This is a genomic window from Vibrio sp. ED004 (assembly GCF_023206395.1).
Classification (GTDB): domain Bacteria; phylum Pseudomonadota; class Gammaproteobacteria; order Enterobacterales; family Vibrionaceae; genus Vibrio.
The window spans coordinates 230563-255442 of record NZ_CP066149.1 but is presented as its reverse complement, the minus strand read 5'-3'; the positions used below and the strand labels follow the sequence as shown (position 1 = coordinate 255442).

The following is a 24880-nucleotide window of genomic DNA, read 5'->3' as shown; positions in this document are numbered from 1 at the left end:
TGTTTGAAATTCCATCGAACCGATTCTGCTTTACTGAAAACAACAAGTTAACCTGCTAAACTTCAGACATCCAAGTATTTGAATTATTGTGACAACAGCTTGTACTACTTGGATTGTAGGTTCGAGTTTGTAATTAAGTCACAGGTAAGTAAGGGATACGTGGTCAATAGACCCTATTAGTATTCCGTAGAGAGGGATAATGACTAAAGGTATAGATAAATACAGTATCGACAGTACGGATTACACTGTCGGTCAAGATAACGTCCAAAAATGGGGTTTTGATGTTCATAACCCAGTATTTGGTATCAGTGCGGGACTTATCGCTTTGTTCCTGATCGGTGTTCTTGTTACAGATACCGCTTCAGCAAAGGCTGCATTAGATGGCGTTAAAGGCCAGATTATCAATTCGTTTGATTGGCTTTTCATCTGGTCGGGTAATATTTTCGTAATTTTCTGCTTGGGCTTGATTGTTTCTCCATACGGCAAAATCCGCCTTGGTGGTGTTGATGCGACGGCAGATTACTCATTCTTCTCTTGGCTATCGATGCTGTTTGCCGCAGGTATGGGTATCGGCTTGATGTTCTGGAGTGTGGCTGAGCCTGCAGCTTACTTCACGGGTTGGTTTGAAACGCCGTTAGGTGTTGAGCCAAACACACCAGAAGCGGCTAAATTGGCATTGGGTGCAACCATGTATCACTGGGGTCTACACCCTTGGGCGATTTATGGTGTAGTGGCACTGTCACTTGCGTTTTTCTCTTACAACAAGGGGCTGCCTCTTTCAATTCGTTCTATCTTTTACCCAATTTTAGGTGATAGAGCTTGGGGTTGGGCTGGTCACATTGTTGATATTCTTGCGGTACTTGCAACGCTATTTGGTCTGGCTACATCGCTAGGTCTTGGTGCACAACAAGCGGCAAGTGGTATTCAGCATGTATTCGGCATCGAAGCGGGCTTAGGGCTGCAAGTTATTGTGATTACAGCGGTGACTTTATTGGCGGTAGTATCAGTACTTCGTGGTATTGATGGTGGCGTTAAAGTTATCAGTAACATCAACATGCTGGTTGCTTTCTTACTGCTTATTTTAGTGGCTCTAATCGGCTACGCGGTGACACTAGGTTCTATCCCAACTACATTGATGGCGTACATTGAAAATATTATTCCGCTGAGCAACCCTCACGGTCGTGAAGATGAAACGTGGATGCACGGTTGGACTGTATTCTACTGGGCTTGGTGGATTTCATGGTCTCCATTCGTAGGTATGTTTATCGCACGTGTTTCTAAAGGTCGTACGGTTCGTGAGTTCATCACAGCAGTTCTGATTGTACCGACTACAGTGACTATCATCTGGATGTCAGTATTCGGTGGCATGGCGATTGACCAAATCGTGAATAACATTGGTATTCTTGGTCAAGACGGCCTAACAGATGTATCACTAGCTATGTTCCAAATGTTTGATGCACTGCCGTTTGGTACTCTGCTATCAATTATTGCGGTTGTATTGGTTCTAGTATTCTTCATTACATCTTCTGACTCAGGCTCGCTAGTAATCGACAGCATCACCGCAGGTGGTAAAGTTGATACACCAGTGCCTCAACGTGTGTTCTGGGCATTCCTAGAAGGTGCGATTGCTGTAGCTCTATTGTGGGTTGGTGGTACTGAAGCAGTACAAGCTCTACAAGCGGGTGCAATCTCGACGGCATTGCCATTCACCATCATTCTATTACTGATGTGTGTGAGCTTGCTAATGGGTATGCGTACAGAAAAACGCTAGGCTTTTTAAGCTGAAATCTACAGCAATCTATACGCAGTAGAACGGTAAATAATATGAAGGCAGAAGAGGAAACTCTTCTGCCTTTTTTGTTTGCCCAGCGAAGCTGGCAAACCCGTTAGGTTGAAAGAAACCTGAATCACCCCGACTGAGGGGAAGATAATCCGAATCGCAAGGGCGTTGCTGGCTAACGGCAGGGTCTGAAGGAAGCGATAGGAAGTTAACAGTACACAACGCAAGTAAACCTGCTTCGGCAATATAGGTGGGTAAGCGTCCGAAATAGCGCGAAGCCCTATACTCAGTCAGACCTATGCTGTGCTTGAGGGTGGCATTGTTAACAGGGAGCCAGTGCAGTAACTGGGGAAGCCTGACACCACAGCCAAAAGTCTGGAAGCACAAACTCGAAGCGAAAGCTAAGAGCTGTGTTGGTGCGAGGTGGCAGATGAATCCGTAGTAGTGAGTAAGGCTAAGCCCGAGAAGCCCAGTAATGGTGTGGAGGAGAAAACTTAGCTGACCATCAGCATCAAGTCTGATGGAGCACTGAAATGCCAAAAGCACTCAGTGCTGCGAAGGGAGGAAGTACACTTTAAATCTGTGATGAACAGATGTTTTTTCAGTGATACCCAAACCGAATCGCTATCGGGGTATTCCTAGTTTGGTTGATTGTGGAAGCAAGATACTGAGCTAAGAAACCGTATAGGGGAGTAACTCTGACACACTTCAGTAAATTGCCATTGAGCTAGAAGGCTGAATAGCAGAGAGAAATAACACCCACACTGGACATGAAACACTTGTCCCCACACAGCACACAGCACACAACCCAAGGAGAGAAAGTGCGAGTTTATTACAGTTTATATGGTCATCTGCTCAACAAAGAGAGGCTGTATAAAGGGTTTAAAAGGTAAAGAAAGCGAAAGGCGCGGCTGGAATAGATGAGCAGAGCCTGAGCGACTACGCCGAAAATCTGAGTGATAACCTCGATCAACTCCTCTCTGAACTCAAAACCAAGCAATACAAACCTCAGCCAGTCAAACGAGTAGAGATACCCAAAGAAGACGGAGGGGTACGATTGCTTGGGATCCCAACCGTTAGGGACAGAGTTGTCCAACAAGCACTCAATGATATCCTCACCCCCATCTTCGAAGAGCAATTTCACCCATCAAGTTTTGGGTATAGACCGAATCGAAGTTGTCACGATGCAATCAACAAATCCACGATGTTTATCCGCCGATACGGATTACAGCACGTCGTAGATATGGACTTGTCGAAGTGCTTTGACAAACTCGACCATGAGTTGATCCTCAAGAGCATCAGAAGGCGAGTCACAGATAGCAGCGTGTTAGAGCTGATAAAACAGTTTCTGAAAAGTGGCGTGATGATAGACGGTAGTTGGCAGGAGACAGAGCTAGGAAGTCCACAAGGTGGTGTTATCAGTCCTTTGATTGCCAATATCTACCTTGATGCGTTCGATCAGGAAATGCGAAAGCGTGACCATAGGCTCGTTCGTTATGCGGATGACATACTCATCTTCTGTCGTAGCAAGGCAGGAGCAGAGAATGCCCTTGCACAAGCGACGAAGATCCTAGAAGGAGAGCTTAAACTCACAGTGAATCAGACGAAATCACATATAGCGCACAGCCGTGATGGCGTGAAGTTCTTAGGTGTAGAAATCGGGAGTCAATTTACCCGCATTCAAACTAAGAAACTGAAAGGGTTCAAAAGTAAGTTAAAGCGACTGACAAAGCGAGGTGCGGTAATCCACTTGAGCAAGTCATAAAAGCTTTAAACCCAGTGTTAAGAGGGTTCAGTCAATACTTCAGGATCACCAATAACAGCAGAGAGTTTCAAGGTTAGCAGGGGTGGCTACGAAGAAGACTTCGTAGTATCCAGTTGAAACTTTGGAAGAAGCCTCAACGGTTACACCGAAGGTTAAAACAGTTAGGTATAAGCCGCCGTTCCAACATATCTCAATGACAAGTTGGGTCAGTGCAGCGAGTCCCCTATCAAGCTATGCGATGCCAAATCAATGGTTTAATGACCAAGGATTGGTAAATCTTGGAACAATAAGGACAGGGCATGTGTTCAGCCAATATGCTGAATGGAAGTGTGCATGAGCCGTATACGAGGTCCGTACGTACGATTCTGTGAGAGGGATGAGGCGGTAACGCCTCACCCTACTCGATGTTTCTATTGACCGTGTTTTTTGTCTCTTTTTAACATGTGAAGTGCGATATAAATTCTAATAACCGCAGAGTTAATGCCGCCTTAAATTTGGCGAAATGCCAAGGAATTGGCATTAGTTAAGCTTATGGTTTGCTTAAAATTATATTCCAATATTAAATGGTGAAATCGCTCGAATTTAATACTGATATTGGGTAGTATGCGCGAGATTTCCCACCACTCGTGAAACTTTGACATGAAACTAACACTAAAGCAGAAATTGATAGGTGCTAGCCTATCTGCTGTTGTCGTTATGGCTACAGCGTTGACTTGGTTGTCAGCAAACCAATTATTTGAACAGACTCGTAATGGCGTATACCTACGAGCTGAGAGCGTATCTGAAGCAGCATCTGAAGGTATTAAAAACTGGATTGATATCCGTACCGATATCGCATCAGCATTTAATGAGTTTTCACGAGAAAGTGATGTTGTTCCTTTCCTTAAGTAAGCTCGTGTAGCGGGTGGCTTTGACGATATCTTTTTAGGTACTCCAGAAGGCGGAATGTACCGTTCACACCCTGAACGTAATCGCGCAGATTACGATCCACGTCAACGTCCTTGGTACCAAGAAGCAAACGCAGCCGGTAAGCAAATCATTACCACGGCTTACCAAGATGCGATCACTAAAGCACTGTTAGTCACTATCGCAGAACCTGTTCGCCATAATGGCCAACTTGTTGGTGTAGTGGGTGCGGACGTACTTATCGACCAATTGGTTAACGATGTAATTAGCCTAGATGTAGGTGACAACGCTTACGCAATGCTAATTGATGCCTCTGACGGTACATTCCTAGCTCACCCAGATTCAGCACTAAGCTTGAAGCCAGTGAGCCAGCTTTCAAACGATATCTCTATGCCTATCATCGAGAACGCAGTGCGTACCGGTAGCATCGAGATCATTAAAGAACGTGGCGCAGAGAAGCTGCTTTACTTCACGAAGGTACCTAACACTAATTGGATCTTCGCAGTTCAGATGGATAAAGCAACGGAAGAAGCGAACCACTCAACGCTACTTACTCAGCTGATCATCACTGCTATCGTTATTACCCTAATCGTAATCGTACTGGTGTCTTGGTTAGTGAGCTTCCTATTCCGCGACCTAAACCGTGTTTCAGCGGCACTTGAAGAAATTGCTTCAGGTGAGGGTGACCTTACTCAACGTCTTGAACCTAAGAGTGACGACGAAATCGGTAAGCTTGCTGAAAACTTCAACCGTTTTGTGGGCAACATGCACACCATGGTGATCAAGCTAAGCGAAGTATCTGCTGCGCTAGGCAACCAAGCTCGTCAAACGGCTTCTCAAGCTGAAGAACGTAGTGCTCGTATCCAAATGCAACAAGACGAAATCAACATGGTAGCGACAGCCGTTAACGAAATGGCTGCAGCAACACAAGAGATCGCGGGTAATGCAGACCACACAGCTCAGAACTCATCTGAAGCGGTTGGCGCGTGTGAGCACGGTACTGGTCAAGTAACACAGACTCAAAGCTCTATCCAAAACCTTGCTCAAGAAGTTCAAATCGCAACCAACGTGATTCTAGAACTTGAAGAGCACGGTAATAGCATCAACACTATCCTGTCGAACATTCAAGGTATCGCTGAACAAACTAACCTACTTGCACTTAATGCGGCGATTGAAGCTGCACGTGCAGGTGAGCAAGGTCGGGGTTTCGCAGTAGTAGCGGATGAAGTTCGTGTTCTGAGCCAACGTACACACGGTTCAACGCAAGAGATTCAACAGACTATCGAATTGCTTCAAGGTACAACAGGCAAAGCGGTTAACATCATGAATGATAGCCGTACACTTGCTGAAACTAGCGTTGATGACGCTAACTCAGCGGCTGCAAGCCTAACGCAAATTCATGCTGCTGTTGAACGTATCAGCGACATGGCAACACAGATTGCTTCTGCTGCAGAAGAACAAGCGTCAGTAACGTCTGAGATTACTCGTAACACTGAAGGAATCCGTGACGTATCTAACGAGCTAGCAGACGAAGCACACCAAGCTGCAGAGCAAGCAGCACAGCTTTCTGAACTGTCTCACGAGCTAGAGAGTGAAATCAGCCGCTTCAAGCTTTAAGCGCTAATTCGTAATTTAAAAGCCGAATGTGAATATCACATTCGGCTTTTTTGTTTGCCCAGCGAAGCTGGCAAACCCGTTAGGTTGAAAGAAACCTGAATCACCCCGACTGAGGGGAAGATAATCCGAATCGCAAGGGCGTTGCTGGCTAACGGCAGGGTCTGAAGGAAGCGATAGGAAGTTAACAGTACACAACGCAAGTAAACCTGCTTCGGCAGTATAGGTGGGTAAGCGTCCGAAATAGCGCGAAGCCCTATACTCAGTCAGACCTATGCTGTGCTTGAGGTGGCATTGTTAACAGGGAGCCAGTGCAGTAACTGGGGAAGCCTGACACCACATCCAAAAGTCTGGAAGCACAAACTCGAAGCGAAAGCTAAGAGCTGTGTTGGTGCGAGGTGGCAGATGAATCCGTAGTAGTGAGTAAGGCTAAGCCCGAGAAGCCCAGTAATGGTGTGGAGGAGAAAACTTAGCTGACCATCAGCATCAAGTCTGATGGAGCACTGAAATGCCAAAAGCACTCAGTGCTGCGAAGGGAGGAAGTACACTTTAAGTCTGTGATGAACAGATGTTTTTTTCAGTGATACCCAAACCGAATCGCTATCGGGGTATTCCTAGTTTGGTTGATTGTGGAAGCAAGATACTGAGCTAAGAAACCGTATAGGGGAGTAACTCTGACACACTTCAGTAAATTGCCATTGAGCTAGAAGGCTGAATAGCAGAGAGAAATAACACCCACACTGGACATGAAACACTTGTCCCCACACAGCACACAACCCAAGGAGAGAAAGTGCGAGTTTATTACAGTTTATATGGTCATCTGCTCAACAAAGAGAGGCTGTATAAAGGGTTTAAAAAGGTAAAGAAAGCGAAAGGCGCGGCTGGAATAGATGAGCAGAGCCTGAGCGACTACGCCGAAAATCTGAGTGATAACCTCGATCAACTCCTCTCTGAACTCAAAACCAAGCAATACAAACCTCAGCCAGTCAAACGAGTAGAGATACCCAAAGAAGACGGAGGGGTACGATTGCTTGGGATCCCAACCGTTAGGGACAGAGTTGTCCAACAAGCACTCAATGATATCCTCACCCCCATCTTCGAAGAGCAATTTCACCCATCAAGTTTTGGGTATAGACCGAATCGAAGTTGTCACGATGCAATCAACAAATCCACGATGTTTATCCGCCGATACGGATTACAGCACGTCGTAGATATGGACTTGTCGAAGTGCTTTGACAAACTCGACCATGAGTTGATCCTCAAGAGCATCAGAAGGCGAGTCACAGATAGCAGCGTGTTAGAGCTGATAAAACAGTTTCTGAAAAGTGGCGTGATGATAGACGGTAGTTGGCAGGAGACAGAGCTAGGAAGTCCACAAGGTGGTGTTATCAGTCCTTTGATTGCCAATATCTACCTTGATGCGTTCGATCAGGAAATGCGAAAGCGTGACCATAGGCTCGTTCGTTATGCGGATGACATACTCATCTTTTGTCGTAGCAAGGCAGGAGCAGAGAATGCCCTTGCACAAGCGACGAAGATCCTAGAAGGAGAGCTTAAACTCACAGTGAATCAGACGAAATCACATATAGCGCACAGCCGTGATGGCGTGAAGTTCTTAGGTGTAGAAATCGGGAGTCAATTTACCCGCATTCAAACTAAGAAACTGAAAGGGTTCAAAAGTAAGTTAAAGCGACTGACAAAGCGAGGGTGCGGTAAGCCACTTGAGCAAGTCATAAAAGCTTTAAACCCAGTGTTAAGAGGGTTCAGTCAATACTTCAGGATCACCAATAGCAGCAGAGAGTTCTCAAGGTTAGCAGGGTGGCTACGAAGAAGACTTCGTAGTATCCAGTTGAAACTTTGGAAGAAGCCTCAACGGTTACACCGAAGGTTAAAACAGTTAGGTATAAGCCGCCGTTCCAACATATCTCAATGACAAGTTGGGTCAGTGCAGCGAGTCCCCTATCAAGCTATGCGATGCCAAATCAATGGTTTAATGACCAAGGGTTGGTAAATCTTGGAACAATAAGGACAGGGCATGTGTTCAGCCAATATGCTGAATGGAAGTGTGCATGAGCCGTATACGAGGTCCGTACGTACGGTTCTGTGAGAGGGATGAGGCGGTAACGCCTCACCCTACTCGATGTGCGTGCTAGTTAGAGTTATGAACCCAAATTAGTTGTTCGGGCAACCTGGAAACTTAGCTTTAAGAGCCACACGAGTCGGGAAGTACTGCTTCATAAATTTAACCATCGCAAGGGCGCTAGCTTGTCGTTATTAAGCTGTTTGGGTATTTGCATTAAGGTCTGTAATTATTGGAAGTGACTGGTCAGCGTGATGGGAGAAGGGTGCAGTCCGGGAGTATCACAGACATTAAAAAGCCCGAGTATGAACTCGGGCTTAGAATGGTTTTCTTTGTAGCTAAAGAGAAGCTAGATTGCCTGACGAAGTTGGAAGTAACGTCCTTTTTCGTTCAGTAGTGTCTCGTGAGAGCCGTTTTCTACAATCTCACCTTGTTCAATCAGAACGATAGAATCCATCGATTCCAGACCAATCAAACGGTGCGTAATGAAGATAACCGTCTTGCCTTCAAAGTGCTTCTCGAACAGTGCCATGATGCTCTGCTCTGTTTGCTTATCTAAGCCTTCTGTTGGCTCATCCAGCAGTAGGATAGGGGCATCATGAAGGATTGCACGTGCAATACCAATACGGCGCTTCTCACCACCAGACAGTTGACGACCACCGTCACCTAACCAGCTATCAAGTGCAGTATTCTCAAGCAGCTTTTCTAGGCCAACGTCTTTAAGGATGTTCGCTAGGTGATCATCATTGGCATCTGGTTTTGCAATCAGCAAGTTGTCGCGCAACGTGCCGTTTAAGATGTCGACACGTTGGCTTACCACACTGATAGATTCACGCAGTTGTGATTCGTTCCATTGTGTCAGCTCAATGCCCGCGATAGAGATGTAACCCTTTTTCGGATCCCAGTAGCGAGTTAGAAGCTGAATCAGTGTCGATTTACCAGAACCCGTTTGACCCACAATCGCGACTTTATTCGTAGCAGGGATAGTTAGGTCAACAGCGTTCAGAACACTGCGCTCAGAGTCAGGGTAGTTGAACGTTACGTTTGAGAACGTAATATCAAGCGGCTTGTTGATGTCGAGCTTCTCTTCAGCGAACTGAACTTCAGGTTCTGACAGAATCACTTCATTCAAGCGACGTGCTGATGACAGAGTTTGACCTAAATGCTGGAACGCGCCTGCAATAGGCATCAATAGTTCAAAACTTGCCATAGTCGCGAACGCCATTAGCGCGATGAACGGATCTGGTGCATTACCACCCACGCCGTCAGCCGCAAGCCAAAGCATCAGAACCAGCGTCAAACCGTTGAACAGCATGAGCGCTGCTGAAGCCATACCGGTTAGGTTAGCGTTCACAAACTGATTCGCCATCAGCTTGTGTTGCGTCTCTAGAATCGCATTACGGTAACGCTCTTCCGCACCGAACAGAGTCAGTTCGCTGTAGCCTTCAATCCAATCTAGCGTTGTAACACGAAGGTCTGCTTTGTTTTGTGTCAGCTCACCACCGTTACGTTTGCCCAGCTTGTAGAACAAGACAGGCCAAACTAGCAGCATGATCAGAAGGATAGAACCCAAGATCAAACCAAGCGAACTATCGAACCACATCAAGAACAGAGTCAGGAAGAAGATACCCAACACACCAACCGTCACTGGGCTTACTAAGCGCAAGTAAACGTGGTCCATGGCGTCGACATCGGCAACCAAGCGGTTAAGTAGGTCGGCGTCACGTAGGTTTGAGATACGACCTGGGATCAGCGGAGCTAGCTTCTTGAAGAAGAAGATACGCAGATCAGTCAGTAGCTTGAATGTCGCATTGTGGCTAACAACACGTTCACCCCAACGACCCGCAGTACGGCTCATTGCCAGACCACGTACACCGCCACCCGGCAGCATGTAGTTGAAGGTTTCACGCGCAATCGTAAGGCCAGCAACCGCAGAAGTTGAAATGAACCAACCCGATAGCGTTAACAAGCCGATAGAAGCCGACAGAGTAGCAAAAGCCAATAGCATGCCTAGCGATAGGCCAAACCAATGCTTTTTATAGAGTTTCAGGTAAGGCAGTAAATCACGCATCTAAATTACCCTTATTATCTTGTTGAGCTAAGTTCGCGTTTAGCATCTCTTCGAATAAACCACCCGCAGTCGAAAGCTGAGAGTAATGACCTTGTTCCACAAGACCACCGTCGCGCATAACCAGAATGTTATCGACTGATTGAAGAGGAGCAAGTTGGTGCGTCACAAGCAGGGCAGTGCGACTTTCGATGTTGCTGTTAATGCCTTTCATCACTAACTGCTCACTGCGAGTATCTAGGCTGGCAGTCGGTTCATCTAACAACCAGAATTGGCCGTTTTGAATCATTGCACGAGCCAAAGCCAAACGCTGAGATTGACCAACAGACAGGCCACCTGAACGATCAGAAATCATGTAATCCAAGCCATGCTCGTTTACAAACTCGTTAGCAAAAGATTGCTCAAGTGCGTTTTGAACAGTTTGATCGGTAATATCTTGCTTACCTAGAGTGACGTTGTCACGAATACTGCCGTGAAGCAACAATGGGTTTTGGCCAACCCAGCTGATTGTCTTACGCCAAGATGCCAAGTCTAAATCACGCAATTCAACGCCATTGATTTTCAAGCTTCCTTCATAAGGCATGAAACCAAGAATGGCGTTGATCAAACTTGTTTTACCCGCACCGCTTGGGCCAACTAATGCAGTTGATTGGCGAGTATTCAGTGCGAACGAAATAGGGCCAACCAGTTGAACACCTTCAGGGCTCAATACTTTAAGGTCTTGAGCCTCAATATTGATGCCTTGAGCTGGGTCCAGTTGCGTGTCACCTGATTTAACCTTAGTGATGTCGGTTTCTAGGAACTCAACAATACTCTCGGCTGCGCCCACTGCTTGTTGCTTCGCGTGGTAGAAAGTACCTAAGTCACGTAGAGGCTGGTAGAACTCAGGAGCCAAGATAAGGATAAACAAACCAGCGAATAGCGTAATGCCAACGCCGTAGTGACCGAAGTTAAGCTCGCCGATGTAAGTGAAACCAAAGTAAACCGCCGTCATCGCAATAGAGATAGACGTGAAGAACTCAAGCACAGCAGAAGACAAGAAAGCGATCTTCAATACATCCATAGTGCGCGTTCTGAATACCTCTGATGCACCTTTCAATACTTCTGTTTCAGCGCTAGTACGGTCGAAAAGACGAATCGTTGTCATGGATTGCAAACGGTCGTAAAAGTGACCTGAAAGACGCTGAAGCGCTTTGAAGTTTTTACGATTTGCATCGGCTGCTTTCATGCCAACCAATGCCATGAACATTGGTACCAGTGGCGCAGTCAGCAAGAAGATAAGGCCAGCTGCCCAGTTTACTGGGAACACCACGACCAAAATAATGAATGGAATCATTACCGACAAAGACATCTGAGGTAAGTAACGAGAGAAGAAGTCTTGCATGTCTTCAACTTGTTCTAGCAACAAGGTTGCCCACGTACCTGCAGGCTTACCTTTGATGTAAGCAGGGCCAAGTTCGCGTAATTTATCGAGAATGAGCTGCCTAATGTAAAAACGGATCTGTTCACCACAGCGATAACCTGCGATTTCACGACCCCATGTACAGCCCGCACGGCCAACGACCGAAAGTGCCAAGCCAGCAAAATGACCAACCAGTTCAGACTTATCGACATTCTCGATGATCAACTGGTGAAGAATAGAGGCGAGAAGAGCTGCTTGAGCAATTAAAAACACGCTTGAAAGTACGCCAAGGCTAATCGCAATCATAAGCCAGCGTTTCGCTAACTTACTCTGTTGCTTAAGCCACTTGTTCAAGCTGCGTTGTTTTTTCTTATCCATTATGAAGGCTTAATGATAATTATTATTTGTTGAGGGCGGCTAGTATACAAAAGAAAGCCCAGTGGATATACCACTGGGCTTTAGGGATTTACAACAAAATGTGATGACGCCCTGCATCTACTGAGGCGAGAGCACCGATAATCAAATCTGCAATCTCAGATTTACTTATCGTTAAGGCCATCTAGGAAGCGTTCAGCATCCAGTGCAGCCATACAACCTGTACCAGCAGAAGTGATTGCTTGGCGGTAGTTGTGGTCCATTACATCACCCGCAGCGAACACGCCAGGGATGCTTGTTTGTGTTGCGTTACCTTCAAGACCAGACTGAACGATGATGTAGTCATCTTTCATATCAACTTGGCCCTTGAAGATTTCAGTGTTTGGTTGGTGACCGATAGCAATGAATGCGCCCATTACTTCGATGTCTTCTGCCTTATCAGACTGAGTATCTTTAATACGAACGCCAGTTACGCCCATATCGTCGCCTAGAACTTCGTCTAGCGTGCGATCAGTGTGAAGAACAATGTTGCCGTTCTCTACTTTGTCCATTAAACGCTTCACTAGAATCTTTTCAGCGCGGAACGTATCACGGCGGTGAACTAGGTGAACTTCAGACGCGATGTTAGACAGGTAAAGTGCTTCTTCAACAGCCGTGTTACCACCACCAACAACCGCCACTTTCTGGTTGCGGTAGAAGAAACCATCACACGTTGCACAAGCAGAAACGCCACGGCCTTTAAATGCTTCTTCAGAATCTAAACCTAGGTACTTAGCTGATGCACCCGTTGAGATGATCAATGCATCACACGTGTACTCACCAGAATCGCCTTTAAGACGGAAAGGGCGGTTAGATAGGTCGACTTCGTTAATGTGGTCGAACAGGATCTCTGTTTCAAAGCGCTCTGCGTGCTCTTTCATGCGATCCATTAGAGCTGGACCCGTTAAACCTTCAGCATCACCCGGCCAGTTTTCCACTTCTGTTGTGGTTGTAAGCTGACCACCTTGCTGCATACCCGTAACAAGTACTGGGTTTAGGTTTGCACGAGCAGCGTAAACTGCAGCTGTATAGCCAGCAGGGCCAGAACCAAGAATCAATAAATTACAGTGCTTTACGTCGCTCATGAGGACTCCGAAATTGAAATTGTTTTTATTTATAATCGCTTAGGATTGTATGGAAAATATGGAGGCAATAAAAGTGTAAACAAGGGCAGAAGTGTAATTAATCGTTATACGTTAGAACTTAATGGAGACAAACGTTTTCGTGGCTTAAAGATCGGCGAGACCACCGTCTTCTTCAAGGGTTGTTGCTGCCGTCTTTTCGATTTCGAACGGGCATATCAAAATACGCCCAAATAACTGTATATAAAAACAGTATTTAACTATAGGATTATAGGCAAGGTTTGATAGGCAACGTTAGAAAGATGAGGAACGAGCAATGAACTTACTCCCAACAGGCACACAGCTAGGTAAATTGGAACTACTGGAAGTGTATCAAGACGTCTTAGGGCCGAAGTGCTTTTCGGTCAAGAATGAAAATACCCAAAGGTTTATGGTGTATTGGAGTGGGGACTATGACAACGGCCAGTGCATTAAGTGGGCTTACATTCCGGTAACCAAACCATTGCTAGCCAGTTTGCTAAATAAAGAAGTGAGCTTTCACGATGTATTCTACCGTTCAGACAAGCTGTATTTAGCGACTATCTACACAAACGAAGTAGGTAAGCCCGCGAAAGTCGAACAACTGAATGCTACTAACAAGCACTTAATAAACCTACCGCCCGTTGATTTTGAAATCGACCTTGAAGGAGTCTAAGGGGAGATAAATTGGTGTGACAAAAGAATAGAGATAATTTAGAGTTCACGATTACAAGCTGGAGTTGCCTACGGGTCAACTTTTGTCTGCTCAAAAAAATTTGTTAGGTATGGCTTTGCTAGAGGTTCAATCTGAGTTAGAAATAAAAATCTTCGACTCATGTTATTAAACTGGCTAGAGTTATCTCAAGGAATAGTAAAGAACCTAGTTAATAGCGAGAAGTTGACAACAACATTACCTAAGTATTCACGTGTCAGCTTCTTCTAATAGCAACCAGTACTACATTTTCTCGATTAAAATCCCTAGACGCATCAATAGATGGGTGCGATTCATCATCAGGGCGTTCAAGCCCCCAAATCTTGGGTTCCAGTTCTTCTTTGGTATAATTATAGACAATAGGGTGGTCATCACTGTCACACATCGTAAATGGGTCACCATTAGCAGGACGAATGATGATATTAATCTCAAGCTCATCGTGGTCACCTAGCTTAAACTTCCATAATGCAGAACCATCACGCGTCTGAATTTCATCACTTACTAGTAAATGGTGCTTGGCTATAAGCTCGTAAGCAGTACAACCTAAACCTATACCTCGATAATCAGCATTAAAATAAGCACTTTTAATTTGGACTCCATTATCTAAGCAAGGGGCTTGATCATTTAGCTTAACAAAATCAATATTCCCGACGACTTCTAAGACATTGCCGTCTTCTATTAACTCAACTGATACAGTACCGGAGTCTTCGTTTTCTAAAAGTGAAAATTGAACTGAAATGCTATCTGGTCCAACGTCTTCTAACATTAGGACTTCTAAAGGAGTGTCTAGGTGAAATTCTCTTAACTCTTCGGAGCTTAGAGGAATTTTGTCATGAGTGTCTGCAATGATGGTTGGAGCCATAAACCGTTATAATAGCCGTTACTGATATACGTACGGCCATTATTCCACGATTCAATTAATGTGCAACCAAAATCTTATTAGATGTGGTAGTTTCGGGAAGGCAACTAACAATCCTATTAAGTAGCTCATTTCGATCTAGCTTTACGCCCCAGTTCTCAGGTTGTAAAGCAGCAATTTTAACAGAGCCACTAGTTTTACTTACCTGTAGGTGAGCTAGCGGTATTACTTTCGATTTTGATTCCCAATGTGATTCTACGACGTAGTATTGGGAAATTACTTTTGATTCATTTGATACAAATATAGAGAACCTAACACCGCTTGGGGCCGTGAAAGTTTTTTCAGTTGCAACAGCTTTAGTTTTCAACCTGTAGGAAGAAAGTGTCTGTAATCTCATAGCAACCTCATACTTATATTAATCATATACAATATAATACATCACAGCGGATGAATTTGCACCTCGATTTTTTGAGCTAAATTAGTAAACGTTAGAGTAAGGTAGTTTGGACGTGAGCCACCGGAGTCTAAGCTCCCAAAAATCAAGAAGCGCGTGGTTTCTTGATATTGTTGAATGTAGCATCTACCATCTGCTTGCCAAAGTCACCCATACTATGATGCATTGTAGACAAAAATTGCATGGTATTTTGAGCTGCGCCAACTAAAGTCCACTGACAGTTATTGAATTCACAAGACTCTAAGGATATTGGTCCATCACCGGCATACTCAATCACGCAGTTTGTAAAAGTGCATTTCTTATATATCGTGTTATCCAAACCAATTGTTGTATTTTCGAATTTACAATCAGTAAATTTATTCATCTGAAAACCTAAAACCTTGCTCTACTTGAGTCGATTTAACGTGAACTTCTGATACTAGACTCTTGTTATTTGAGGCTAGGAAACCCTTGTCATCATTGAAATCACTAGGTGCATATAATACTGCATTATTAAAATTAAGCGTTAAAAAAAACATAGTGACCAATAGAGTTGGGAACCCAATCAAAAACCAGATGTAAATAGACTGGACTTCAGCACCGATAAACGGCAACACCAGCGTAGCACTAATCTCAACAATACCAGCAAATATTGCAATGATAGTGAGTGGATTCTTTATAGTGGTTACTTGATTGTTCACTTATTTCTTCCTATGTAGGTTACTTTGCCTACCGACGATAGTAACCCTATATGCATCCAGTTTTTCGAAGAGCAAATATAACTGTCAAATCTATGAAGAGCAAATGGTTAATCTAGCATTACTTAGAAGTGTTAACGGATACGTGGGGTTTGATATTTAAGTCGAATTTACCCCTGTGATACATCGCGGAGATTAACAGCGAACAGCATGTGAATGAGTAAAAGGCCTAGTCAATATTGGTGCATTAACGTGTGAGGGATGAACGCCTAATATTTGTGAATACATGCCGATGATTTTGAAGCAACCTCCATTGTTCAGACCCGCTCAAACGCTCACCTCTTAGTTGCCTGAAACCACTAAATAAATTCCTTTCGCAATATTCCCCTTCAAGCATTTCACATAAATCACATCACCAATTCGAATTAGGCGGCACGGCAGTTGAAACTGAGCATTATCGACATTCAGTTGTGTTATTGAGCATAACGATAGGTATTTGAGGTTAGAGCTTAATAGAGGTAAACATCTTCGTGGTTGAAAGGTAAGTGAGACCAATGCGTGAAAGGAAGCAAATTGATTGAGGGCGGCCGAGTTCCCCCCGAACTCGACCTGTTCCAGACGCGCAAGCAAAGGCGTTTGGTTTCTGGCTTACTGATAAATTAACCAATTTCAGTTTGTTGTGTAAATAATCAATAGCTTGGCGATTGATAGGTAGGTCGTATTTCGCTGTGCAAAAGCATAGAAATGAATGATGGCGAGCGTGATGCCTGAATTCATGCAAGAAGGCTGGCGTATTGAAGCGAAAGGGCTGACACAATATGAAAGACCACCTGCTAGTTAATAATATCGTTAAATTTAAATTTACAGAGATTTATAACTAGCTAGTGGAGTGTGCTAGTTTTAAGAGTTGGTCATCTTTTATTCTGGTGTTATACACTACTTTTGGATTCCAGGTTGGAGTTATTGTCTTAATTATTAAATCTGACGGGATAAATGGTTGTTTAATGTTGATTTGGCAAGATCTTCAAGTATCCTTTATGTAAATAAAACGTTAAATATCGAAAGTAAATTAACAATCATTAAGGAGTCGATGATGTTACACGCTCACGAAAATACCCTACATATTACCCACCTCAGTAACCACGCAGTTAAGGAGTTGTCACCATCATTCTCTAAGCTACCAAGCACAGAGCATGCGGATGGTCAGTTCCGATTGAGAAGGTACTCAGTGGTTGAATTCAGTAATGGACAAGTCGTTGAGCTAGACAAACATAACTTTGTTCAGTCTGAAGACATTAATCACTTTCAAGGTGACGTTGTTCGTCAGTTCGAACCGATTGAAGCGAATATTTTAGGCAGTGAAGGCATGCAAGAGATGTGTGAACTGTTTATTGAAACCAACGGGCTTGAAGACGGGCAGGAAATCGAAATCCATCAAATCCGCATTGCCGCTATTTTTGAAGAAACTCAGGTTGCACCAGAAGGTGTTCACCAAGACGGCTTCGACCACATCGCGATCATTGGTGTTACTCGTCACAACATCGTTGGTGGTGAAGTGATGCTTTATCAAGATAGCCACGAAGCACCGTTTTTCAGAAAAGTGTTAGGCGATGGTGAAGTCGCAATGCTAGCCGACAGCAAGCTTTGGCACAACGCACAGCCGATTCGTACCATAGACCACGATGAGATGGGCTATATGGATGTGTTTGTTCTAACGGCTAAGGATGCGCGCAATGTCCTTCACTCTTAATGATGTGCGCCAGCAGTTTAGCGCGCTAGGCCAATACCATAATGGCAAGCCAGTGACCTTTTTTGATGGGCCGGGTGGCTCTCAGGTTCCTGAAAATGTTTTAGCATCTATGACGGAATACCTAGGGCACTTTAATTCAAACCTCGGCGGTCATTACTTTTCTAGCCAGAAGACCACAGGTTTAATGCAGCAAGCGAGAGAAGCGGCACAAGCACTGCTTAATGCGGAGTCTTCTGGCAACGTTGTGTTCGGTGCGAACATGACATCTCTGACCTTTCAACTTAGCCGAGCGATCAGCCGCGATTGGAAAGAGGGCGATGAGGTTATCGTCACTGCGTTAGACCATTACTCGAATGTATCGAGCTGGCAGCAAGCGGCCGACGACAAAGGCGCGATTGTTCGCCAAGTTCGTGTAGACGAGTCGGATTGCAGCCTAGATATGGCGCATTTTGAGTCTCTGCTAAATGAGAAGACCAAGCTGGTTGCTGTGACGTTTGCTTCGAACACCACTGGCTCGATTGTTGATATGGCGAAAGTTATTGAGCTTGCACATCGGCACGGTGCGCAGGTTTATGTTGATGCTGTGCATTATGCTCCTCATCATCTGATCGATGTTCAACAACTGAATTGTGATTTCTTAGCGTGTTCAGCTTATAAGTTCTTCGGCCCGCATGTGGGTATTGCTTACATTGCACCTCAATGGCTGCATACGTTAAAGCCTTACAAGGTAGAGCCTGCCACTAACATTGGTCCAGGTCGATTTGAAACAGGAACACAAAGCTTCGAAGGCCTTGCCGGTGTGATAGCAGCGGTGGATTATTTAGCGCAGTTTGGTGAGCCAACAGATTCACTGCGTTCTCGTTTAGAGCAAAGCTACGCGCTTTATAACAAACATGAAAGCCTGCTGAGTGAGTACTTCCTAAAACGCTTAGGCGATCTGGAAGGGGCGAAACTTTATGGTAAAACGGAGTTTGATTCGAACCTCAGAACGCCAACGTTCGCCATCACCTTTGATAACCACTCGCCAGAGTTCATCGCTAAGAAGCTGGGTGAGCATAATATCTGTGTGTGGAACGGACACTTCTACGCTCTAGGTTTGGTGAAGCAGCTGGGTATTGAAGAGCAGGGCGTGGTGCGTATTGGTTGTATGCATTACAACTCGATTGAAGAGATCGACTTGCTGTTCAATGTGCTTGAAGGGATCTTGCGAAGCCATTAGTAGAAGTAATTAGCAATAAGGCACTAGCACTTAATAGCGACAGAATTAGAAAAGAGCATACTTCTCTCAATAATATTGAGTAGGAAGTATGCTCTTTTTCGTTTCACCGCGCTTATTTAGTTAGCGCCAGTGACTTAATCAAGACAGCGATTCGACTAAGAGAGCTGCTCAACAATGGCGACACCCACTGCGTGTGCGCTGGTTGGGTTCTGACCTGTAATCACTCGCTCATCAACAATCACAAGCTCTTGCCAAGGTTGAACCTTGTTGAAACGTGCTGCACTACGAGCAAGCGACTCTTCCAGTAGGAATGGAATGTCGTTGATGGTGCCAAAGTCGATCTCTTCTTCACGTGTAAAGCCAGTCACCGATTTAGAGCTTAGTAGCTTCTCGCCGTTGCTCAGTACGATAGGAAGTAGGGCTGCTGGGCCGTGACATACTGCCGCGACAATACCACCATCTTCATAATGCTTTGCGGCGATGCTAGCGAACTGCTCGTTGGCTGCTAAGTCTGAAAGCAAACCGAATCCACCTGGGTAGAAGATAGCGTCGTAGCTTTCTGCATTGATTTGGCTTACTGGAATCGTGTTGTTAATGCGGTTTTGGAAATCATCATCCGCCAAGATATCAGCATTAACCACATCTCCCTCAATATCCGTTCCGTAGAGTGGCGCTTTGCCACCATTGATAGAAGCGATGTCGTATTCGAACCCAGCAGCCATGATCTCTTTCAGAGCGTGGGTAAGTTCTGGAGCGTAAGTACCGTTAGCTTGGTCTGTATCGCCAAGTGTTGCGTGGTTAGTTACTGGAATTAGTATTTTTTTCATGATTCATCCCTTTGAGCTGCTGTTTTTTATTTAGGTGCAGACGCTTTTCGTTAGGCGCTTAGAGCTTAGATCTAGGTACCGTGTTGTTACTTAGCTATCGTCGTCTTGTTGTATCTAATACTAGTTCCAAACCAATTAGGTGATAATATGCGAAACAGGCAAAACATTGTTGCTATATAGCAAAGATAGAATGCGAGTAGATTAAGTATGGATAGCTTTGAAGGGATTAATGAATTTGTTGCGGTCGCCGAATGCCACGGCTTTTCAGCTGCCGCCAAACAGTTAGGTTGCAGTACCAGCCATGTGAGTCGGCAGGTTTCAAGATTGGAAGAGAGAGTGGGGGTGGCTCTGCTTGCGCGTTCAACACGTATGGTGAGTTTGACCGAGTCTGGGCATACTTATTACCAACAGTGCAAAGACTTGGTGATTGGGCTGCAACAAGCGAATGAACAAGTCACGTCTCAGCAAACTCAGCTTAGCGGTACTTTACGTGTCAGTGCGGCGGGCGCATTTGCTGAGAATCATGTTGCCGCGGCGCTGATGGAATTTGCGAAAGATCATCCTGATCTGACTATTGAAATGAACTTCAACACCAAGATGGTGAACTTCATCGAGGATGGTATCGACTTCGCCATTCGCTACGGTCGATTAGACGATTCAGGGCTGGTGGCAAGAAAACTGGTTGATCGCCCGATGGCCGCGGCAGCAAGCAAAGATTACATTGCTGAGTTTGGTACGCCAGCGAATCCAGAACAACTCAAGTTGCACAGCTGTATTATCGCCAACAGTGACCAGTGGTTGTTCGAGAAGGATGGAAAGCCGCTAACTGCAGTAAGAGTGCATGGTCGTTGGAGAAGCAACAATTCAAGCGCGGTACTGAAAGCTTGCGAAGAGGGGCTTGGTATCGTTTATCTTCCTAAAAGCAGCTTCAATGGTGGCCTTAGCAATGGAAAACTCGTTCCTGTGTTAGAAGAGTATTGGGGATCGGGCACAAGCAGTTGGATTGTTTATCAGAACCGTCGTTTTCTTCCTCAGAGAGCACGGTTGGCTATCGACTTCTTAGTTTCCTACTTCTCTGATTGGAATGAATAGCTCGTAGGTTTAAAAGAATAGCGAACAGGATTTGAAGTGGTAGGGGGCGGGTTCTTTCATCAGATTAAAGCCAAAAATAGAAAAGGATAATGGTTACATTGGTATAGGTTATCTATTTCTGTTTTTTGACGCGAATAATGGGATTGAGATGCTTGTCTACTTTTACTAACTCGTGTTAACGATTGAGTTGTAGAGAAGGCCGCGACAGTACGATATACTAGATGGCATATTAATGTCCCTAGCGTGTGATAGATTGTGTGGAAGCGTTGGCAGGATGTGTTGTTATGCTCCAGTTCGTGAAGTATAGCTATAATGCGGAGTTGGCAATGTCTTCAATAAATTTCGAATCCACGTACGGCGTAATAACTATTCAAGATATGAATGTAGTTAGTGTTGACGCTAATTATGCTCGTATTTATGGATACCAATCACCCGAAGAACTACTTTCCAATATAGATAGCTTTCTGGACCTCATTCCAGAAGAGTTTCACGTTCTCGCCTACCAAAATTACCTTGAAACCGTCAGTGGTCAACGCGACCCGCAGGTGCATACTTACACCAATGTTGATCGCCATGACAGAGAGTTCACTGTGTTCTCTATCGACCATGTCACTGAATGGCAAGGGAGGCCAGCACTGCAAGTAACGGTTATCGATCTTTCTCCTGCGATTCAGCTACAAAACGTAGTGCGCGAGCAAGACAAGATGTACCACGATATGATCATGCAATCCGGTCAGGGCATCTTGGTTCATCGAGATTTTAAGCCGTTAATGGTTAACCAATCTTGGGTAAAACTTCAAGGTGGAGAGTCGATTGAGCAAGCCTTGAAGCTAGACTCTATACTCGATTTGGTACCGAAGCAAAATGTCGAAAGCATCTATCAACGTTACCAATCGGTGATTTCGGGTAAGCCTTCAGGCATGAGCAATGTGGTCGAAAATATTGGTTTAGATGGTGTTCATCGCTTCTTCAATATCTACGATAATGCGATCACTTGGAAAGGCCAGCCTGCGGTTCAGGTCGTGCTCGAAGACGTGACTCAAAAGGTGATGTTGGAAAGACAGTTAGTTCACCAAGCGAATTACGATGAAATGACCGATTTGCTTAACCGCAGAGCGATTTATGAGTGGCTGAGAGAGCACCTTGTCTCTGAGATTCACCTCGTGTGTATGCTGCTCGATATCGATGACTTTAAATCGATCAATGATACCTACGGGCACATGGTGGGTGATGAGGTGATTTGCGCATTGGCTGATATTACCAAACGTAATGTTGAGGCTGTGGGCGGTGTTGCAGGTCGATGGGGCGGTGAAGAGTTCATCGTATTTATCCCAAATGCGTCGCCTCAGGTTTCGCGTCAAGTCTCTGATCAGATCCGAGAGCAGTTTAATCAAACCGAATTTAAGATTGATGAGCACATTCGCTTTAATGTGAGTGTGAGTATCGGTGTGAGTGATAGCCGAGCTTGTGAAGGAACGGTTTCTATCGATGCGCTTGTGAATGTGACCGACCAATCCCTTTATCGCGCGAAAGCGGCTGGTAAGAATCGCGTGTGTGGCGATGTGGTCGCGCTTTAGATCCTGATAATAAGTAACACTGGTTTTTAATTTAAAATGCCCTGAAGTAATGAGCTTCAGGGCATTTTTCGTTTTGGCTATCAGCGACAGATCGCTAACAATTAGAAGCGCTCAAGTTCTACAAATTATGCAGAAACCTCAACTTCGTAAGAGCCAAATTTACGGATGTTAATTACGCCCGTATCTAAGATTAGGTATTGGCCTTTAATGCCTTGCAGCACACCAGATACCTCAGGGTTCTTATCGAAGTTGTGCGACACAATCTTAACTGGGTGCTGTTCAACTGGGTAGCTCAATGAAGTGATGTTCTCACTCAGAATTTCGATAGCATCGTCACCAAACTTTGCTCGGATCTCTTGGATTTTATCCTCAACCAATGGCAACAGTTCTTTTGCTTTTTCGACCAATTCCATATCGTCGCCATCGCCTTTTAACAGCGTGCGCCAGTTGGTTTTGTCGGCGATGTGTTTTGCCAATTCAACTTCAATCAGGCCAGAAATCTGACGAGTTTTTACTTTCAAGATAGGTAGGCCTTGAGTCGCACCTTGGTCAATCCAACGTGTTGGGATTTGAGTGTGACGCGTGATACCAACCTTAAGGCTAGACGTGTTCGATAGGTAAACGAAGTGATCAACCATGCAGTTTTCTTCACCCCATTGAGGCTCGCGACACGTTCCCTCATCGTAGTGACAAGTCTCTGGTTTCATGATGCACATGTCGCAGCTCGCTAGCTTTTTCATGCACACAAAACAGTGGCCTTGAGAGTAGCTCTTTTTGGTTTTCTTACCGCATGAGCAGCAAAAAATATTGCCAGTGTGGGTGAGGTTGATGGTTTTACCAATCAGAGGGTTTAGTTCTACAAACTCTTCGCCTACAGGCAAACGGTAGGTAACCGCGCCATCAAGGGAAGCACTCATCTTTTTGAGTGTTCCTTTTGCTAATAAAGACATGACATTACTCGTTGTATTTTGATTATTATTTCGTCGACTCGATTGCGCTGTGAGCAGGCAGTACGGTTAACGATGATTATGCGATGAGTATAACAAATAGAACCTGTTTTTATACGCAATATTACTTGATTCTGGCCGTGAATAATCAACAGCAAATACATGCATAAAAATATAGTATGACATTTTGTTCGGGCGTGATATAACGTTTTTTAGTGATTTATTGGTATTAAGATCACTAATTTATCTGACTTGTTTTTTTATCGTGAAATCCCAACTATAGGGACCTTAAGCCGGAAGCTTAAACGTGAAGTGGATCCATAAGATTGTTATATTTCTCGTTATCGCAACGCTTGCCATTGTGCAGTATTACCGTGTGAGCGGAAATCGTGTGATAACAGCAATAACCCCTGATAAATATGAATTTATCGCTACCAGCGATCGAGTTGATAGGGGCGTCAGTACATCCCAATTATCCTACGAAAATGGGCAGTATATTCTCGACTGTGAACTTAAAGAGTCGGAATATCCTTGGCCTTATTGCGGCCTGTCGATTCGTATTAATCCAGACATTACCGAAGGCCTCGATCTCTCTCAGTATCACACCTTTAGAGTAAATATTGATTACCATGCGGAGGCGGACTCTAGTGGCCGTTTGAGAACTTACTTACGCAACTACAATCCTGCTTATTCTGTTCCTGATGACGAGTCACACACAAGTACAACGGGATGGAGTTTTCTCCAGGAATCGATGGTGGTGTGATTGAGATTCCGATCAAAAACCTGCAAGTGATGACATGGTGGTTAGCCGACAATGATGTGGCGTTAGAGCACTCAGCGCCGGAATATTCGAACGTGAATATGGTCGAATTTGCTACCGCATCGGGTGCGAAGCTAGGCCATCATCGAATTGTTATTCGCAGCATTGAGTTTGAAGGCTCGTATATCTCTGCGGAAAGCTTGTTCTTGATCTTGCTATTTATCTGGGTCGGCACGGGCACTGTGTTCTTACTTTCAGAATTACATCGCTCAAGAAAGCGTATGGTGATTGCAGAGAAGAGACACAACCACTTAAAGAACGTGAACCGAGCATTGAGAGAACAGAACTTTGAATTCTCTGAGAAAGCGCACCGTGATGAGCTAACGGGGATTCTCAATCGACACGCAGTTCGTGATTGGTTGAAGATGCAATCGCAGCACGTGAAGCAAGGCCACGGTAAGCTGAGTATGCTCTATCTCGATATTGATTACTTTAAGAGTGTGAACGACAAATACGGACACCAAATGGGTGACCATATTCTGCGTGAATTCAGCATGGTAGTGGGCAGCTCTATCAGTGCGATCGATAAACTGGTGCGTTGGGGCGGTGAAGAATTTATCGTTTTTTGCCCAGAGACTGATCTTGGCGAAGCACAAAGAAAGGCTGAGAAAATTCGACTCTTAGTCAGCCAGCACCTTTGGGTTCATGGCGACCCGCTGACTTGCAGTATTGGCATCGCTGAGATGAAACAAGAGAGGGTGACAGAGACGATAGCTCGCGCCGATGAAGCGCTCTATCAAGCTAAACACTCAGGACGCAATCAGGTGATCTTGAGTCACTAATCTGCAAATTGTTTTGATTACTTAATAAGCCACAC

16 protein-coding genes and 3 pseudogenes are annotated in these 24880 nt (G+C 44.8%); 11 read left to right on the top strand and 8 right to left on the bottom strand.

The window, feature by feature from the left end; all coding sequences use genetic code 11:
- Positions 1-199: 199 nt before the first annotated feature.
- The 5 genes and pseudogenes from ITG10_RS01025 (at position 200) to ltrA (ITG10_RS01005) (ending at position 8138) form a co-directional block, all read left to right on the top strand.
- Complete coding sequence (locus ITG10_RS01025) at positions 200-1771, top strand: BCCT family transporter (RefSeq protein WP_017631198.1); 1572 nt, start codon at positions 200-202, stop codon at positions 1769-1771.
- A gap of 925 nt (positions 1772-2696) precedes the next feature.
- The gene (gene ltrA, locus ITG10_RS01020; RefSeq protein WP_348983566.1) at positions 2697-3545 is read left to right on the top strand and encodes a group II intron reverse transcriptase/maturase; all 849 of its coding nucleotides are present in this window, start codon (positions 2697-2699) and stop codon (positions 3543-3545) included.
- Positions 3542-3622 (top strand): group II intron maturase-specific domain-containing protein, encoded by an 81-nt coding sequence (locus ITG10_RS01015; RefSeq protein ID WP_248386815.1) that lies wholly within the window; start codon positions 3542-3544, stop codon positions 3620-3622. Before ltrA (ITG10_RS01020) ends, ITG10_RS01015 begins: the two co-directional genes overlap by 4 nt.
- Before the next feature lie 562 nt (positions 3623-4184).
- Positions 4185-6068, top strand: a pseudogene (locus ITG10_RS01010) (methyl-accepting chemotaxis protein).
- Positions 6069-6855: 787 nt separating this feature from the next.
- Positions 6856-8138, top strand: a pseudogene (gene ltrA / locus ITG10_RS01005) (group II intron reverse transcriptase/maturase).
- Between the two features lie 356 nt (positions 8139-8494).
- Here ltrA (ITG10_RS01005) and cydC read toward each other — a convergent pair.
- From cydC to trxB, 3 genes are all read right to left on the bottom strand, one after another.
- Positions 8495-10216, bottom strand: coding sequence for a cysteine/glutathione ABC transporter ATP-binding protein/permease CydC (gene cydC, locus ITG10_RS01000; RefSeq protein ID WP_017630575.1), 1722 nt, complete (start codon positions 10214-10216; stop codon positions 8495-8497).
- Positions 10209-11993, bottom strand: a complete 1785-nt coding sequence (cydD, locus tag ITG10_RS00995; protein WP_248386634.1) for a cysteine/glutathione ABC transporter permease/ATP-binding protein CydD — start codon at positions 11991-11993, stop codon at positions 10209-10211. Before cydD ends, cydC begins: the two co-directional genes overlap by 8 nt.
- Positions 11994-12154: 161 nt before the next feature.
- Positions 12155-13114 carry a thioredoxin-disulfide reductase gene (gene trxB, locus ITG10_RS00990; protein ID WP_017630577.1) on the bottom strand — a complete coding sequence of 320 codons (960 nt, stop codon included), beginning with the start codon at positions 13112-13114 and terminating at the stop codon, positions 12155-12157.
- A 313-nt stretch (positions 13115-13427) separates the two neighbouring features.
- Between trxB and ITG10_RS00985 the strand changes: the two genes are divergently transcribed.
- Positions 13428-13805 (top strand): DUF6575 domain-containing protein, encoded by a 378-nt coding sequence (locus ITG10_RS00985; RefSeq protein WP_017630578.1) that lies wholly within the window; start codon positions 13428-13430, stop codon positions 13803-13805.
- Between the two features lie 253 nt (positions 13806-14058).
- On the opposite strand, the gene ITG10_RS00980 is transcribed toward ITG10_RS00985, so the two are convergent.
- From ITG10_RS00980 to ITG10_RS00970, 3 genes are all read right to left on the bottom strand, one after another.
- Entirely contained in the window at positions 14059-14607 is a 549-nt protein-coding gene (locus ITG10_RS00980; RefSeq protein ID WP_164913295.1) for a hypothetical protein, read from the bottom strand.
- Positions 14608-15239: 632 nt separating this feature from the next.
- Entirely contained in the window at positions 15240-15518 is a 279-nt protein-coding gene (locus ITG10_RS00975; protein ID WP_017630580.1) for a hypothetical protein, read from the bottom strand.
- A complete protein-coding gene (locus tag ITG10_RS00970; RefSeq protein WP_017630581.1) occupies positions 15511-15834 on the bottom strand; it encodes a hypothetical protein in 324 nt (107 codons plus the stop codon). Before ITG10_RS00970 ends, ITG10_RS00975 begins: the two co-directional genes overlap by 8 nt.
- A 1090-nt stretch (positions 15835-16924) precedes the next feature.
- Here ITG10_RS00970 and ITG10_RS00965 point away from each other — a divergent pair.
- Positions 16925-17581 (top strand): 2OG-Fe dioxygenase family protein, encoded by a 657-nt coding sequence (locus ITG10_RS00965; protein ID WP_017630583.1) that lies wholly within the window; start codon positions 16925-16927, stop codon positions 17579-17581.
- Positions 17565-18800 carry a cysteine desulfurase-like protein gene (locus ITG10_RS00960; protein ID WP_017630584.1) on the top strand — a complete coding sequence of 412 codons (1236 nt, stop codon included), beginning with the start codon at positions 17565-17567 and terminating at the stop codon, positions 18798-18800. The genes ITG10_RS00965 and ITG10_RS00960 overlap by 17 nt, the downstream gene beginning before the upstream one ends.
- Before the next feature lie 155 nt (positions 18801-18955).
- Here ITG10_RS00960 and ITG10_RS00955 read toward each other — a convergent pair whose 3' ends face one another.
- Positions 18956-19627 (bottom strand): type 1 glutamine amidotransferase domain-containing protein, encoded by a 672-nt coding sequence (locus tag ITG10_RS00955; protein WP_017630585.1) that lies wholly within the window; start codon positions 19625-19627, stop codon positions 18956-18958.
- 207 nt (positions 19628-19834) lie between these two features.
- On the opposite strand from ITG10_RS00955, the gene ITG10_RS00950 reads away from it, so the two are divergent.
- Positions 19835-20719, top strand: coding sequence for a LysR family transcriptional regulator (locus ITG10_RS00950; protein ID WP_026084212.1), 885 nt, complete (start codon positions 19835-19837; stop codon positions 20717-20719).
- Positions 20720-21003: 284 nt separating this feature from the next.
- The gene (locus tag ITG10_RS00945; protein ID WP_017630587.1) at positions 21004-22296 is read left to right on the top strand and encodes a GGDEF domain-containing protein; all 1293 of its coding nucleotides are present in this window, start codon (positions 21004-21006) and stop codon (positions 22294-22296) included.
- A gap of 125 nt (positions 22297-22421) precedes the next feature.
- Here the strand turns inward: ITG10_RS00945 and ITG10_RS00940 are convergent, their stop codons facing one another.
- The gene (locus ITG10_RS00940; protein ID WP_029235797.1) at positions 22422-23246 is read right to left on the bottom strand and encodes a DUF2797 domain-containing protein; all 825 of its coding nucleotides are present in this window, start codon (positions 23244-23246) and stop codon (positions 22422-22424) included.
- 304 nt (positions 23247-23550) lie between these two features.
- On the opposite strand from ITG10_RS00940, the pseudogene ITG10_RS00935 reads away from it, so the two are divergent.
- A pseudogene (locus ITG10_RS00935) lies at positions 23551-24845 on the top strand (GGDEF domain-containing protein).
- Positions 24846-24880: the final 35 nt, after the last annotated feature.

Bases quoted from the DNA above. Each gene is read 5' to 3' on its own strand.
- ITG10_RS01025 (WP_017631198.1), top strand. From the start codon at position 200: ATGACTAAAGGTATAGATAAATACAGTATCGACAGTACGGATTACACT.
- cydC (WP_017630575.1), bottom strand. From the start codon at position 10,216: ATGCGTGATTTACTGCCTTACCTGAAACTCTATAAAAAGCATTGGTTT.
- cydD (WP_248386634.1), bottom strand. From the start codon at position 11,993: ATGGATAAGAAAAAACAACGCAGCTTGAACAAGTGGCTTAAGCAACAG.
- trxB (WP_017630577.1), bottom strand. From the start codon at position 13,114: ATGAGCGACGTAAAGCACTGTAATTTATTGATTCTTGGTTCTGGCCCT.
- ITG10_RS00985 (WP_017630578.1), top strand. From the start codon at position 13,428: ATGAACTTACTCCCAACAGGCACACAGCTAGGTAAATTGGAACTACTG.
- ITG10_RS00980 (WP_164913295.1), bottom strand. From the start codon at position 14,607: ATGTTAGAAGACGTTGGACCAGATAGCATTTCAGTTCAATTTTCACTT.
- ITG10_RS00975 (WP_017630580.1), bottom strand. From the start codon at position 15,518: ATGAATAAATTTACTGATTGTAAATTCGAAAATACAACAATTGGTTTG.
- ITG10_RS00965 (WP_017630583.1), top strand. From the start codon at position 16,925: ATGTTACACGCTCACGAAAATACCCTACATATTACCCACCTCAGTAAC.
- ITG10_RS00960 (WP_017630584.1), top strand. From the start codon at position 17,565: ATGTCCTTCACTCTTAATGATGTGCGCCAGCAGTTTAGCGCGCTAGGC.
- ITG10_RS00955 (WP_017630585.1), bottom strand. From the start codon at position 19,627: ATGAAAAAAATACTAATTCCAGTAACTAACCACGCAACACTTGGCGAT.
- ITG10_RS00950 (WP_026084212.1), top strand. From the start codon at position 19,835: ATGGATAGCTTTGAAGGGATTAATGAATTTGTTGCGGTCGCCGAATGC.
- ITG10_RS00945 (WP_017630587.1), top strand. From the start codon at position 21,004: ATGCTCCAGTTCGTGAAGTATAGCTATAATGCGGAGTTGGCAATGTCT.
- ITG10_RS00940 (WP_029235797.1), bottom strand. From the start codon at position 23,246: ATGTCTTTATTAGCAAAAGGAACACTCAAAAAGATGAGTGCTTCCCTT.